Annotated in this window: 14 protein-coding genes; 6 read left to right on the top strand and 8 right to left on the bottom strand. The window is 50.5% G+C overall.

Annotation, left to right across the window (positions count from 1 at the left end; all coding sequences use genetic code 11):
- Positions 1–67: 67 nt before the first annotated feature.
- On the top strand, positions 68–982 hold the full coding sequence (locus H6750_02910; GenBank protein ID MCB9773263.1) for a branched-chain amino acid transaminase: 915 nt from the start codon (positions 68–70) through the stop codon (positions 980–982).
- Positions 983–1,070: 88 nt separating this feature from the next.
- Here the strand turns inward: H6750_02910 and secG are convergent, their stop codons facing one another.
- The 7 genes from secG to H6750_02875 all read right to left on the bottom strand — a co-directional run bounded on the left by secG (position 1,071) and on the right by H6750_02875 (position 8,521).
- Positions 1,071–1,445, bottom strand: coding sequence for a preprotein translocase subunit SecG (secG, locus tag H6750_02905; protein MCB9773262.1), 375 nt, complete (start codon positions 1,443–1,445; stop codon positions 1,071–1,073).
- 31 nt (positions 1,446–1,476) lie between these two features.
- Positions 1,477–2,235: a triose-phosphate isomerase gene (locus H6750_02900; GenBank protein MCB9773261.1), complete on the bottom strand. Its 759-nt coding sequence runs from the start codon at positions 2,233–2,235 to the stop codon at positions 1,477–1,479.
- A gap of 46 nt (positions 2,236–2,281) precedes the next feature.
- Positions 2,282–3,481, bottom strand: a complete 1,200-nt coding sequence (locus H6750_02895; protein MCB9773260.1) for a phosphoglycerate kinase — start codon at positions 3,479–3,481, stop codon at positions 2,282–2,284.
- A 69-nt stretch (positions 3,482–3,550) separates the two neighbouring features.
- Entirely contained in the window at positions 3,551–4,555 is a 1,005-nt protein-coding gene (gap, locus tag H6750_02890) for a type I glyceraldehyde-3-phosphate dehydrogenase (protein MCB9773259.1), read from the bottom strand.
- Positions 4,556–4,845: 290 nt separating this feature from the next.
- Entirely contained in the window at positions 4,846–5,829 is a 984-nt protein-coding gene (gene trpS, locus H6750_02885) for a tryptophan--tRNA ligase (protein MCB9773258.1), read from the bottom strand.
- Between the two features lie 20 nt (positions 5,830–5,849).
- Positions 5,850–6,572, bottom strand: a complete 723-nt coding sequence (locus H6750_02880; protein MCB9773257.1) for a site-2 protease family protein — start codon at positions 6,570–6,572, stop codon at positions 5,850–5,852.
- A gap of 5 nt (positions 6,573–6,577) precedes the next feature.
- A complete protein-coding gene (locus tag H6750_02875; protein ID MCB9773256.1) occupies positions 6,578–8,521 on the bottom strand; it encodes a penicillin-binding protein activator in 1,944 nt (647 codons plus the stop codon).
- A 246-nt stretch (positions 8,522–8,767) separates the two neighbouring features.
- Here H6750_02875 and xerD point away from each other — a divergent pair, with 246 nt between their 5' ends.
- The 5 genes from xerD to H6750_02850 all read left to right on the top strand — a co-directional run bounded on the left by xerD (position 8,768) and on the right by H6750_02850 (position 12,417).
- Complete coding sequence (gene xerD / locus H6750_02870; protein MCB9773255.1) at positions 8,768–9,697, top strand: site-specific tyrosine recombinase XerD; 930 nt, start codon at positions 8,768–8,770, stop codon at positions 9,695–9,697.
- Positions 9,698–9,805: 108 nt separating this feature from the next.
- Positions 9,806–9,991, top strand: a complete 186-nt coding sequence (locus tag H6750_02865; GenBank protein ID MCB9773254.1) for a hypothetical protein — start codon at positions 9,806–9,808, stop codon at positions 9,989–9,991.
- Positions 9,992–10,132: 141 nt separating this feature from the next.
- Positions 10,133–10,714, top strand: coding sequence for a flavodoxin family protein (locus H6750_02860; protein ID MCB9773253.1), 582 nt, complete (start codon positions 10,133–10,135; stop codon positions 10,712–10,714).
- Between the two features lie 10 nt (positions 10,715–10,724).
- On the top strand, positions 10,725–11,429 hold the full coding sequence (locus H6750_02855; protein ID MCB9773252.1) for a hypothetical protein: 705 nt from the start codon (positions 10,725–10,727) through the stop codon (positions 11,427–11,429).
- A 226-nt stretch (positions 11,430–11,655) separates the two neighbouring features.
- On the top strand, positions 11,656–12,417 hold the full coding sequence (locus H6750_02850) for a hypothetical protein (protein MCB9773251.1): 762 nt from the start codon (positions 11,656–11,658) through the stop codon (positions 12,415–12,417).
- Between the two features lie 39 nt (positions 12,418–12,456).
- On the opposite strand, the gene H6750_02845 is transcribed toward H6750_02850, so the two are convergent.
- Complete coding sequence (locus H6750_02845) at positions 12,457–12,777, bottom strand: tetratricopeptide repeat protein (protein ID MCB9773250.1); 321 nt, start codon at positions 12,775–12,777, stop codon at positions 12,457–12,459.
- Between the last annotated feature and the right edge of the window lie 127 nt (positions 12,778–12,904).

Below are 12,904 nucleotides of genomic sequence, written 5' to 3'. Positions count from 1 at the left end.
AACCCGTGATACCCTTCGCTCACATATCCTGTCTATTTCAGCTTCTGTCAATCGGAGAAATACTTCTATGGTAACTGTTGCAAAAAAAATCTGGATGGATGGAGCCCTCGTCGATTGGGATGAGGCCTCGGTTCATGTTCTTACCCATTCTCTCCATTATGGTCTGGCGGCCTTTGAGGGGATCCGTTGTTATGAGGGCAAGGCCGGATCAAACATTTTTCGTTTACAAGAGCATGTGGACCGGCTCTTTGAGTCTGCACATATTACGATGATGCCCATGCCTTTTACCAAAAAAGAGGTGTCGGACGCCATTGTTGAGACAGTTCGAGTCAATCAATTGGCCTCCTGCTATATCCGACCGATCGCCTATGTGGGTTACGGTGCAATGGGAGTGTACCCTGGCGATAATCCGATTCGTCTGGCTATTGCGGCTTGGCCGTGGGGATCGTATTTAGGGGAGGATGCCTTGGCGCAAGGCATCAGGGCAAAGATCTCATCCTTCACCCGGCACCATGTGAATGTATCCATGACCCGGGCAAAAATCTCGGGATATTACGTCAATTCGATTTTAGCCAAATGGGAGGCCAAGAAGTCCGGATATGCCGAATGTATTCTCCTTGATCCTGATGGATATGTCTCTGAGGGAACGGGAGAAAACGTGTTTATTGTGAAAAAGGGGGTCTTAAAAACGACTCCCTTGACCTCGATCCTGGACGGGATTACCCGGAATTCGATTCTTGAAATGGCGAAAGCCAAAAACATCCCGGTGATTGAGGAGCGGTTTACCCGGGATGCGATGTATGTGGCAGACGAAATATTTCTTACCGGAACCGCTGCCGAAGTGACGCCGGTTCGCGAATTGGATGATCGAACAATCGGCGAAGGTAAGCCAGGGGCCCTTACGAAATCCCTGCAAGATGATTTTTTTAGAATTGTGCGTGGCGAAGAAGCTTCGTATGCCAATTGGCTCACTCCTGTTTAGGAGTTAGCCTTTCTATTCAGGTGGCCACACGATGGTGTGGCCATTCTATCAATTGTCAAAATACTTACCGACTCAGGAAAAAAATAGTTTATGGAGCAGTCGGGGCCGGAGTCGTCTCTGACTCGGGTTCAGCTGTGCTGGTTTCAGGTTCAGGAGTGGTCTGGGGGGTTGCCGGAGAGGAGGACGTTTCATGGTGTGAGGTTGGGTGAAGATCTATTACGGTGGACGAGGTATTGGCCTGTTTAGAAAGGAGTGCCAGGCTGAGCGACGTCAGCATGAATACTATAGCAGCGCCCACTGTGATCTTGCTTAGAAACGTACCCGGGCCCCGGCTTCCAAACACCGTTTGAGAAGATCCTCCAAATGAAGCACCGATCTCAGCGCCTTTTCCTGCCTGGAGCAAGATGGCGGCAATCATGAGAAAACAGACAATGATATGAAGAATGACGGTCAGGGTATACATAATGTGTACGTGTTCGTTGGCGTGTTCCTGGTTAATTGGAAAAAGCTGATTCAGCTATCTTAACAAAGGATTCGGAATTCAAACAAGCTTTTCCCACGAGAGCCCCATTAATTTGTGAAGATTGAAAGAGACTGTTGGCATTGTCCTGGGTCACGCTGCCACCGTAAATGATTCTTGTCTGATCAGGTGTGATGCCCCATTGCATGGCAAGAAAAGACCGGATGTGGCCGTGGACCTCGGCTGCCTGGTCGACGGTAGCCGCCTGGCCGGTCCCAATGGCCCAGACAGGTTCGTAGGCGATGGTGATCTTCGCAAAGTCTTTGGATTCGAGACCTTTAAGGCAGGTTTGCAATTGCTGTTGAATGACGGCCTGCGTTTTATTGGATTGACGTTCTTCCAGACGTTCCCCGACACATAAAATCGGTAGAAGGTCATGGTGGAAGGCGGCGTGGACTTTTTTGTTAATATCCTGGTCGGTTTCCCCGAAAATATGCCGTCGTTCGGAATGCCCAATAATGACATAGTGACAGCCGACGTCCCGGAGCATGGGTGGCGAAATTTCTCCGGTAAAAGCGCCCTCGTCACTGGCACAGGTATTTTGAGCAGCCAACTTGATGGAAGTCGAGGCCAGCAGACGTGCAACTGCCGGCAACGACACGAAGGGAGGAGCGATGGCCAATTCTACCGAATCTTGCGGTTGATATATTTGGAGAATTTCGGTCACCAGGGACTCGGCCTGGGAAATCGTCTTGTGCATTTTCCAATTGCCGACAATGAATCGACGACGCATGAGGACCTCTTAACTTTTGGAAATCAAAAAAAGGGGGGCGTTGGGATCAAAGACGATCGGGTAAGGCTGCGAGCCCCGGCATATGCTTGCCTTCCAGGAGTTGAAGTGCCGCACCACCACCGGTTGAAATGAAGGACATACTTTCCGATTCTCCGGCTCGATACACGGCGAGAGCCGTATCTCCTCCTCCCACAATGGTTTTCGCATAGGCATTGGCCACAGCATGGGCCATTGCATAGGTCCCGCGTGAGAATGCATCACGCTCAAAGACTCCCATGGGGCCATTCCACAAAATAGTTTTGGCGTTTTGAACGGCTTCGCTAAACAGGCGGACCGACGCGGGCCCGATGTCCATGCCGTACCAGCCCGCGGGGATTTCCTGCACCGGGACAATTTTTGTTTCCGCTTCAGGGTCGAGACTGGCGGCGACAACACAATCGACCGGAAGATAGAATTTGATTTTTTGAGCCATCGCCTGTTCGTGAATGCGCTTGGCAAAGTCCAGCATGTCTTTTTCGACGAGAGACTGGCCGATTTCCAATCCCATGGCCTTAATAAACGTAAAGGCCATGCCCCCACCGATGATGACTTTATCGACCACCTTGCCAAGATTTTCAATGACCCCGATTTTTCCCGAAACTTTGGCCCCTCCCAAAATGGCCACAAACGGACGAACGGGGTTCTCCACTGTGCCTTCCAGGGCTTCGACTTCCCGTTTCATGAGAAATCCTGCCGCAGATACCTTCACATATTTGGTGATGCCGACAGTGGAGGCATGAGACCGGTGAGCGGTTCCAAATGCGTCATTGATGTACACATCTGCCAAGGAGGCCAATTGTGACGAGAACTGGTCGTCGTTTTTTTCTTCTTCCGGATGAAAGCGCAGGTTTTCTAATACCACCACGTCGCCCGGTTTGGCTTTATTCACGACAGCTTCAACGGCCGGCCCAATGCAATCGGCAACAAATTCAACCGGTTTATTTAATAGTCGCTGGAGTCGCTTGGCTACGGGAGCCAGGCTGAGGGCCTGGTTGATGGTCCCATCCGGGCGTCCCAGGTGGGAACAGAGAATCACGACAGCGTTTTCATCTACAGCACGGTTGATGGTGGGAAGGGCGGCCCGTATCCTTGAATCGTCCGTGATCTGGCAGGAGTCATCGAGGGGAACGTTAAAATCCACGCGAATCAGTACGCGTTTGTTGCGGAGGTCAAGCTGATCAATGGTTTGTTTTTTTAAATGCTTCATGCCTTCCTTTCCCTTCCGATGCCGGTGGTTGGCGGGGGAAAGCCGGATAACACTGCGGTGATGCGATATTTAACGGTGTTGAGCGAGAACATTGATCAGATCGTGTAAGCGGCACGAATATCCCCATTCATTGTCATACCAGGCAAATACCTTAACCAGTCGTTTATTGATGACGGATGTGAGAGGTGCGTCTACGGTGGCTGAGTATGAACACCCATTGAGATCACTTGAAACAATAGGGGCCTCAGAGACTTGCAAATAACCCTTTAACGAGCCCTGGGCAGCTTGCTGAAAGGCCGCGTTCACCGTTACCGCATCACAATCGCGTTCGACTTCAACCGAAAGGTCAATGAGCGATACATTGGGGGTCGGCACTCGAATGGCCATGCCATCGATTTTCCCTTTCAACTCCGGGATGACCAGGTACAACGCTTTGGCCGCCCCGGTTGATGTCGGAATCATGGATAAGGTGGCCGCCCGTGCCCGTCGTAAATCCTTATGAGGCAAATCAAGCAGTTGTTGATCGTTGGTATACGAATGAATGGTGGTCATAAATCCGTGCTTGATGCCGAATTCCTGTAAAAGGACTTTCGCCACAGGAGCAAGACAATTGGTCGTACAGGAGGCATTGGATATGATGGTGTGTTGTTGAGGATTGTAGTCGGAGTCATTCACGCCTAATACGATCGTGATATCCGGGTCTTTGGCAGGTGCTGAAATAAGGACCCGTTTGGCGCCGGCTGAAATGTGTTGTCCCGCGCTTTTCCGGTCGGTAAAACGCCCAGTGGATTCAATGACGAAATCGATCTGGTGTTCTTTCCACGGCAAGGACTGAGGGTCTTTAATGGCCAGGATCTGAATCTGTTTCCCATTGACCGTCAGAAAGTCCGGTCCGTGTTGAATATCGGCCTGAAATTTTCCATGAATCGAGTCATAGGTCAAAAGGTGGGCCAGGGTTTTTGAGTCAGTCAGGTCATTGATGGCCACAATCTCAATGGCAGGATCATTGAAGCAGGTCCGGAAAAAATTTCTTCCTATGCGACCAAACCCATTAATGGCAACGCGGATACTCATAGTTTGATATACCTAACTAAATGAAAATAAGGGAATCTTTTATAAGTATGTGATCGTAATTTCACAATAGCATGAAGTCAAGAAAATATCGCGAGTCTGGCTCAAGAAAGTTCCTCGTTTGCATGGATTGTGAGAGCCATGAGCCTTTGTAAAGTCACGCTATACCTGTGAACATGGTTTCTGTGTGCTCACTTTTGACTGAGGAACGTGAGGTTGTGCTCATTATCGGTCGCTCTGGTAGGAGAAGAATTTTTCCTCAGAAGGTGCTCGAGGATTGCGATTTGAGGTTGCTAGAGAATTTTCATCGCGGTTTTCACTTCCTGCATCGTCTCCTGAGCCACGCGGGAGGCGCGTTTTCGTCCTTCTTCGACTATTTCCTGCGTCTGTTCAGGGTGTTGAATGATTGTGGCCCGTTTGTCCCACATAGGTTGGTAGCGTTCCACCATGGCGTCGGCAACCTGGCGCTTGCAATCGATGCATCCAATGGCAGCGGTGCGGCAATCCTGGTCAACCTGTTTGACGACGTTGGATGATGAATAAATTTTGTGAAAGTCGAAAACCGGGCAGACATCAGGATTGCCCTTGTCGGTCCGGCGGACGCGTGCCGGATCCGTCACCATGGTTTTGAGCTTTTGTCGAACGACCGGCTCAGTATCGGAAAGATTGATCGTATTACCGTAACTTTTACTCATTTTGCGTCCGTCGGTGCCCATGACTTTGGGAAACCGTGTGAGATGTTCCTTGGGTTCAGGAAATACCGGCGAATAAAGATTGTTGAATCGGCGGCCTATTTCCCGTGTGAGTTCCAAATGGGGAAGCTGATCCTTGCCGACCGGGACGAGATCGGGTTTGTATAACAGAATGTCTGCCGCCTGGAGGACCGGATAGCCCAAAAACCCATAGGTGGAAAGATCTTTTTCTTTGATCTCCTCCTGCTTTTCCTTATATGTCGGATTTCGTTCCAACCAGGGAATTGGCACAATCATAGAGAACAGCAAATGGAGAATGGCATGTTCGGGAATGCCGGATTGGACAAACACCGTAGCCCGTTCCGGATCAATGCCGGCTGCCAGCCAATCAATCAACAATTCCTGAGTGAATTCTTTAATCCGGCCGGTGTCGGCATAATTGGTCGACATGGCATGCCAGTCGGCCACAAAAAAATAACATTCGTATTGAGCTTGTAAGGATTTCCAATTTTCCAGCGCCCCAAGAAGATTGCCTAAATGCATGAGCCCGCTCGGTTGCATGCCGCTGAGTACTCGTGTGGTCATAGTTAGTATTCCGGTTCTCGTTAAGTTATGAAAGCAGGTAAAAAGAGGCGCTGAAATATCTGAAACACCATTCCGATAAAGGTGCTGATTATGGGGATATACGAATTCAGCATCAAGAGTCCTAAAATAAGAAACATCCCATAGGGTTCCAACCGGTTTAAGACTTCCGCGGATCTGACCGGGAGGAGACTACGGAGAACCCGGCTCCCATCCAAAGGAGGAACCGGTAGAAGATTGAACGAAAATAACACGATATTAATGATCATGGAAGATAAGGCCATGGCCGTGAGGGGAACCAGGATCATGCCGAGAAGATCGCGGCGTGGTTCAACACCCGGTTGAGGAGGCCAGTTGGCTTGGAGGGTGGGGTCGAGATAAAGAAACAGGGCGAGCAGCAGGCTGCTGACAATGGCTAAAAACAAATTCATGAGTGGTCCCGCTGCCGCCACAAACGCCATGTCTCGTCTGGGGTTATGGAGTTGTGCAGGATTGACTGGAACGGGTTTGGCCCAACCAAACACAAACCCTCCAGGTATCAGAGACAACATCAGTGGAACAATGATGCTTCCATACAGGTCGATGTGCGGCAGGGGGTTGATGGTGAGTCGTCCCAGGTTTTTGGCCGTCTGGTCACCGAAGAAATTTGCGACCCATCCATGGGCGCATTCGTGTAAGACCACCGCGGCCATGAGTGGAACCAGCATGAAAGAAAGGTTATAGAGGAAAGAGGAAAGGGAATCCATTTGGCCTAGTTGAGTTGGGTGAAGGTCTTGTTTTTGACTTGGAGGAGGTAGAGTCTTCGGTTCAGGATGCCGGCGGAACTAAAAGAGGCAAATCCGCTCAACGCCGGCAAATCCGAGCGTCGTACAAGTTGGTCCCAGACCCCTTGTCCGGATTGAGCGCCCTGGCGGATGGTTTCCATCACCATCGTTGCCGCGTCATAGGCCTGGAAGGCAAAGAGGGATGGTTCCTTTTGAAACTGACTGCGATACCGCTGAACAAACATCTGAATATTAGGGTCAGGGCTGTTGGGGAAAAATCCATCGACAAAAATGTGGCCGTCCAGATCGTGTTTGGCCCACCGAAACAATTCAGAGTTATGCCAGCTATTGCCGCCCAAAATCGGCACATTCATGTCATAAAATGCCAATTGTGCTGCAATGAGGGCCAAGTGGACGGGCTGTCCCGGGACAAACACGGCGTCAAACCCGGGTGTGTAGACCATGCGATCTTCTCCGGTGCGGGTTTTTTCAGTTTGGGTGGTGCCGTATGTGGCCAGATCTTTCTCCTTCAGGTGGCGTAATTGTTCACCAATATCGGTCTGGTCGTCAGCATAGCCTTCTGAGGCGATAATTTCCCCGCCGGAGTGCAACACTTCCTTCGCGAACATATCAGCCATTTCCCGTCCATAGGCTGTTTGGGGGTAAATAATGCCAAAGCGGTGGTAGCCCAGTTTTAGAATGGCATATTCCACCAGTCGCTTGGCCTGAACGGATGAAGTCATGGCGGTACTAAACCAAAATGATCCAAACTGCCGCACATTCAAGAGCGTGGATGAAGGGGTGATAAAGGGTGTGGTGTAGGTATCAGGGAGTTGGCCGAGTCCCTGTATCTCACGAGACAATAAAGGCCCTACGACCGCAAGCGGTCGAAATTCATCAAGCATTTGTTGCATCTCGACGCGTAACGGGGCGGTGAGGGTTGCGGTGTCTTTTACGACCAGCCCAACCGAGGTCAGTCCCCATTGTTCCTTGGCGATTTCGAGAGCGAGTCGAATACCGTTTAACGAATCCGTGCCATAGGTTTTCATGGGACCGGAAAAAGGCAGGGCGGCTGCCAAAATATGCGAATGAAATTTGATCTTGCTGATAAATGACTGCAGGAGGGCCATTGCCGTTTGAGCATAGGGATGGGTGGGAAAGCGCTTGAGAAATCCCCGGATATCCCGTTCGGCGAGGACCTCATCCCCGTGGGCAGTATGCAGTTCAATCAGCCGGATGGTTGCGATGTCACCTGGATACCGGGAGGAATAACTCTCAACCAGTTCCTGGAGCGCGGATTCGTCTAACTGTTGTAAAATCAGAGTTTGAGTGAGGCTTTCTAACTCGAGCCGTTCGGTCTGGTCGACCAGACTCATTTCATTTAACAGGGCTTTTACCGCGCCCAGCGGGTTGTGATTGTTTAACTCGGTTTGACGAATCAATTGGAAGACGGACCGGCGTAGGTCTAAATCAGTGGCATAATCCAAGGCCTGATACAATTGATCCAGGGCAGGCTCATAATTCTGTAACTCGATATAGAGTTCGGCCATTAAGACCCGAGCCGGGTTCGTGGAACGCGAAAAGGGAAATTCTTCCAGGAGTTGCTTTAAAACCGTAAGGGCGTCCGTCGGCTGGTGATCCTGTTTCAGGGCGGTGGCTTGCAAGAGATAGGCTTCTTCCAGGATTTCTGGAGGAGGGAATGAATCAATCAACTTCTCCAGAGTCGTAATGGCGGCTTTAGGATTCTCGGATTTCAGCTCCAATCTTGCTTGATCCAGAAGAGGGGCAGGTGAAGTGGGTTGCGCAAATGCGAGGTTGGTGGCTCCGCCCATGATGGGCCACCATGCCTGTTCCCCCAGCAATCCGAAGTTTCCCAGTGTGAGACACAATAGGATTCGAAGCAACAGATATGTGAGTCTGACAGTCGTCAAAGGAAACTTATCCAAACGCTTTGGAAATGGAAGGGATTGTTTGTATGGGAACAGGGCAACACCCAAGTGCTTGGATGGATAATTCACAAGCAGAATACGGTGACGATAATGCTTTTCTTGTTTAGTATACCAGGAAGTCCGCTTACCAAAATAGAAGAACGCAAGAAAATCTCTTGATAGGATTATAGCCGGTGGGGGCATGAAAAAGTTTAAGGTTCTTGGAGATGGGGGTGGTGTAAAGAGCTGATGCAGGAATGTATTGATCGTTATCTCACGATGTTACAGGTCGAGCAGGGTTATGCGGTAAACACCATTGAGAGCTATCGCCGGGACCTGAGGAAACTCGAGATCTTTTTTCGAACATACGATATTACCGATCCCACTCATCTTTCCAAGCCCCTGTGGTTTCAATTCTTGAACAGTTTGAAAGCCCAGGGGCTGTCCTCCTCTTCCATTGCCAGGTGTCTGGCGTCTATCCGGGGTTTTTACAAATCGTTTGAACGGGGAAAGGATGATCCGGCCTTTGAGGGTATATTGAAAGGGACGCCGAAGCAATGGAGTCAATTGCCAAAGTTGTTGTCCGAAGCCGAAGTAACCAGATTACTCAACTTGCCGGTGATGAATACCAAGGAAGATCTCCGTGATGCCGCTATGGTGGAACTGCTCTATGCCACCGGTCTTCGGGTATCGGAACTCATCAATTTGGAATTGGCGCATCTCAATCTGGATGTGGGGTTTGTGCAGGCGACTGGCAAGCGGGACAAACAACGAATTGTTCCCATCGGAGATAAGGCACGCCAGTTGGTCTCCGGGTATCTGCAGTCTTCCCGCCCGGCCTTTGTCAAAAAGCGTTCGTCTTCGGCCTTATTCCTCACCCGGCTGGGTCGGGCCATGAGCCGGCAATGTTTTTGGAAAATTCTCAAGGATCGTAAGGCTCGCGCAGGCATCACCAAGCCTATTTCACCCCATATGCTTCGCCATTCATTTGCCACGCATTTATTAGATCATGGCGCCGATCTTCGTTCGGTTCAAATGATGCTTGGCCATGCCAGCATTGCCACGACACAAATCTATACCCATGTGGAGCAAGCCCGACTCAAAAAGGTTCATGACCAATACTTTCCACGAAAACAACGTTCAAGGGTATTTGGAGCCCACCAGGATACTGGTCCTTGAGCAGGAAGTTGCTAGGGTGCCATCCTGTCTCCCAATTTGCAATTGGAAAAAGGCCTATGGCAGGCTAGCACCGAGCATTTTTTTTATAAATTTTTGGAGGGTGTGGTCATGAAGTATAGAAAACAGGTGCATTATGTGAAGGGGGTGTTTGCGTGCCCTAAATGTCATCAACATTTTGTGCAAGAGAGGTGGTTGGAGGAATTCCGGGTGCGGTGTCATAAGTGTGATTACCGAGGGGCATTGACCCACGTATCGGTGGAAGAACAAATAGACGAAGAAATTGAACGACGGTAGCGAAGGTTGGTTTTCCGCTGAATCGGTTCTTTAGGTGCAAAGAATCGGTGCCTCTATTCCAATTCAATCCTCATCATGAAAATTTCTCGGAAACAAATCCTTTGGGTGGGTCTGTCTTCATTGGTTTGGTGGTGTGGAGGTGTGCAAGTTTCCGCTCAACCTTCATCTCCCCAAGCATCTCCTCAGGCTACCGATGGCCTTCAGGTCTTAGTCACCTATCATTCTCTGTCGGGGCATACGGCCGAGATGGCCAAGAGTGTGAAAAGGGGTGCTGAGTCGATACCAGGGACCGCCGTCCTCCTGAAGACCGTGGGGCAGGTGACCGCCGATGAGTTGTTTGGCAGCGATGCCGTCATCGTGGGTTCGCCGGTCTATTGGTCGAATATGTCAGGTGAGGTCAAAGCGTTTTTTGACCGGTGGCAGTTTGAATTTGGTGTATATCCTGAATGGAAAATGCGTAATAGGGTTGGAGCAGCCTTTACGACCGGTGGGCAAATATCCAGCGGAAAAGAGGTAACGATGTTGACGATCCTTGCAGCCATGCTTGGGAACAAGATGATTGTCGTGAGTGACGGAGGGGCGTTTGGCGCTTCAGCGACGACGGAAGGCGATAGCCCCGGCATTAATGATGCGGAGCGTGCCGATGCATGGGCGTTGGGAAAGCGTGTGGCTGAAGTGGCGTGGATGATCAAGCGAGGGCAGGCGTTTCCAGGGCAACCATGAAGGGCATTCTATGAGTTCGATACCGGGAACCTCAGACGACAAATGGGTCATTTATTGGGAGCGGGAATATTCCACCGCCTTTGCTCCGGAACGACTGAAGCTTGATTTTCATCCCCATCGACCCTTGATGACCAACATGCCTTTGCCTGAGCAACGGGAGTTAGCGGCATCCGGATACAAGGTTCTTCCTGATGATTGCGGGCCGGTTCGGGCCGTAGGGCAATATGGCTGGCTCATCCGTTCACCGGCGGATTGCCGGTTTCGCAGAAAAGGCACTGGTTTTGAATGGCAGTCTCCGCCCATTCTTCCTGAAGAGCGGCTCCTGGGGTATAAGTCATTTTCGGGAATGTATGTTGATACAATTTTGAATAGTGGATTTCCTAAGCTCTATTGTGGCATTCGTTTTTATTACCCCAAACAAGTCGGCATGATGATGAAGGATCTGCCCAACCATTTTTATCATTTTCCCAACCGGACTTTCTCCATTTGGGAAGGGATCAAAACGCAAGAATATAAACTGACCCCGAATCCCTATGATTTTCTGCCCGACCACGATGCCTTTGTGACGAATTTTCTGCTGCAATTGGACCCTTCTCCTGACAAGACCACGACTATTTTGCGGGGCGATCCCATCGGTATGGTGTTCCCGGTCATGCTCCCGAAACATTTTACACTCGAAGAATTAAAGCATCCTTCAGAAGCCTTCAACTCCTAATGCCGAGCCGGCACTCGGCTTGCGCCTCTCGCGTCTTTTTCTCTTTAGTGAATAGGCCGTGTATGCCTGTGAGTTATAAGCTATTGCGCGTCTTTCCTGCCTAAGTGAAGAAAGCCTGTTGACGCCTCAAATTGATATACTGGTTGAGTGTCGGGGCGTAGAGATGGGCCGCGATTGCCAAAAATCGCATTTGTTGGTTCGATTTCTTTGCTCATGAGGGAGGAGCGTGAAGTTACAACCTAAGCCTGATTTGATTCTCCACCAATGGCAGACTCTTGCCAAAGCCTGTGATGACGGAGAAAGTCAGACTCGACTGGCGATATTGTGGGAGCAGATAAATCGGTGTCCGGTCAGGCAGGCGGCGTCCGCGCATGCGGAGATCGAGACCGCGTATTTTCTCGCACAGGCTGGCTTTTCCGTGGCATTTCTAGAGGCTTCCGGGGGTCGAACGGCGGACTTGGAGTGTTATGAAGGTACGCATCGATTTTTTGTGGAAGTCACGGTGATTCAATCGACCCAAGGACCTGCTCGCAAATCACCGGCGGTGCGTCCACAGCCTCACCAGATTCTGGAATCCTCGGATGAGTTTTTTGAACAGGCCTTGGTCAGGCGATTGTTGTCACGCATGGCCGAAAAAGCCAGGCAATTAGAACGGTACTGTGCCCCTGTGTTGCTGGCGGTGAGCGTTCCCGATTTGCCATGGGGGAAAGGGCGCCCTCAGGACATTCCTCCCTTGGATCTTCAGCGATTGGCTGCGATGTTGGTCGGGGTGGTCGTCGACGTCCCTCAGTTCAGTGCGGTCCTGCTGACCATATGGAAGGCACCGGCGCAGAAATTACGTAATCCCATTCGTATTCGCCAGGTCACGTGGGTCACTCGACCACCAGGGGATGCACGCGACCCTCGAATTCGATTGCTGGCAGTGAACCCGGTTGCCCGATATCGACTTAGCTCCCAGGAACTCACGAGTATCAAGGAAAGGATGTGAAGCGAAACTGCGGGGAAGGATTGGAGCAGGTACGAGCGGTTAGGATGAAGGCAGGGAGGCTTTAAGGGCTTCCAGGTTTTTAATGACGAGGAGATCACCATTTTGGGTTGCCACGGTGATGCCCTGGGTGCATATTGTCCGGCATTTTTCAAATTCGCCTGTCTGGTGCAGAGATTGAGCTAACGCAAAATAGGCGGCTGAATATTCAGGTTTCACCTGAATGCATTGCTCTAAAGCGGGAATGGCCTCTTTCCAGTTTTCGTCATTCATGTAGGCTTTTCCCAGGCCGAACCACATGGTTTCGTCCTTCGGGTCCATTTGGAGCACTTTCTTGAATTGTTCGATCTTAGGATTGGCCATGGCTGAGATCCGATCAGAAATGAAGGTGGAGGAACGAGAATGAAATCGAGCCTATCATGCGGGTGTATGCGTTGTCTAAGCCACCTCCCTATGCTAGGATCGAAAGCGTTTTTCCTTCCGGTTCGTC

Source organism: Nitrospiraceae bacterium (assembly GCA_020632595.1).
Taxonomy (GTDB): Bacteria; Nitrospirota; Nitrospiria; order Nitrospirales; family UBA8639; genus Nitrospira_E.
Note: the sequence above shows the minus strand (reverse complement) of the source record. Positions and strands in the feature narration are given on the sequence as shown.

Coding starts and splice junctions, on each gene's coding strand:
- H6750_02910 (MCB9773263.1), top strand. CDS start 68: ATGGTAACTGTTGCAAAAAAAATCTGGATGGATGGAGCCCTCGTCGAT.
- secG (MCB9773262.1), bottom strand. CDS start 1,445: ATGTATACCCTGACCGTCATTCTTCATATCATTGTCTGTTTTCTCATG.
- H6750_02900 (MCB9773261.1), bottom strand. CDS start 2,235: ATGCGTCGTCGATTCATTGTCGGCAATTGGAAAATGCACAAGACGATT.
- H6750_02895 (MCB9773260.1), bottom strand. CDS start 3,481: ATGAAGCATTTAAAAAAACAAACCATTGATCAGCTTGACCTCCGCAAC.
- gap (MCB9773259.1), bottom strand. CDS start 4,555: ATGAGTATCCGCGTTGCCATTAATGGGTTTGGTCGCATAGGAAGAAAT.
- trpS (MCB9773258.1), bottom strand. CDS start 5,829: ATGACCACACGAGTACTCAGCGGCATGCAACCGAGCGGGCTCATGCAT.
- H6750_02880 (MCB9773257.1), bottom strand. CDS start 6,572: ATGGATTCCCTTTCCTCTTTCCTCTATAACCTTTCTTTCATGCTGGTT.
- xerD (MCB9773255.1), top strand. CDS start 8,768: ATGCAGGAATGTATTGATCGTTATCTCACGATGTTACAGGTCGAGCAG.
- H6750_02865 (MCB9773254.1), top strand. CDS start 9,806: ATGAAGTATAGAAAACAGGTGCATTATGTGAAGGGGGTGTTTGCGTGC.
- H6750_02855 (MCB9773252.1), top strand. CDS start 10,725: ATGAGTTCGATACCGGGAACCTCAGACGACAAATGGGTCATTTATTGG.
- H6750_02845 (MCB9773250.1), bottom strand. CDS start 12,777: ATGGCCAATCCTAAGATCGAACAATTCAAGAAAGTGCTCCAAATGGAC.